Raw genomic sequence first — 622 nt, forward strand, 5'->3', positions numbered from 1 at the left:
GGCGCCTTCACCGGCAGCCACGTCGAACGAGCCGTACACGCCGCCCAGATCGCTCGGCAGGAAGTACTGGACCAGGTTGTCGGCACGGTTGTTCGTGTCGTACAGGCTGGTGCTCAGGCCGAAGGTCGAGTACAGGCGGGTCACGTCGCCCAGACCCGTCGTGGTGTAGACGTCGAAGCGTCGACGACCAGGCGGGTCGAGGTCTTGCCGCGGCCCAGACGGACTTCACCGAAGTCGCCCATCAGGCTCACCGAGGCGCGACGGCCCCAGAAGCGCGAGCTGTCGGCGGTGCCGGTGTCGGCAGCCAGGGCGCCTTCCAGCCAGAAGCCGGCCTTCAGGCCGCCACCCAGGTCCTCGACGCCACGGACGCCGATACGGCTGGAGCTGCTGCCGTCGTTCGACAGCTGCTTCGTATCCTGGCCGTTGGCCTTCGTGTAACGGGCTGCGACGTCGATCACGCCGAACAGGGTGACGGACGATTGAGCGGCAGCGGCACCGGCGAAACCAGCCAGCACAGCCAGCGCGACGAGAGATTTCTTCATTAGAGACTCCTAGATCTTCAATGAGGTCGCGGTCGGTAGATCGTCCGCAAACCAAGCTCCTGCAATGAAGCTGTGGTGTA

1 protein-coding gene is annotated in these 622 nt (G+C 65.1%); it reads right to left on the reverse strand.

The window, feature by feature from the left end; translation table 11 throughout:
* Positions 1 to 140: 140 nt before the first annotated feature.
* Entirely contained in the window at positions 141 to 542 is a 402-nt protein-coding gene (locus FUT87_RS26085; RefSeq protein WP_147242866.1) for a porin, read from the reverse strand.
* Between the last annotated feature and the right edge of the window lie 80 nt (positions 543 to 622).

This window comes from Mitsuaria sp. TWR114 (genome assembly GCF_007997345.1).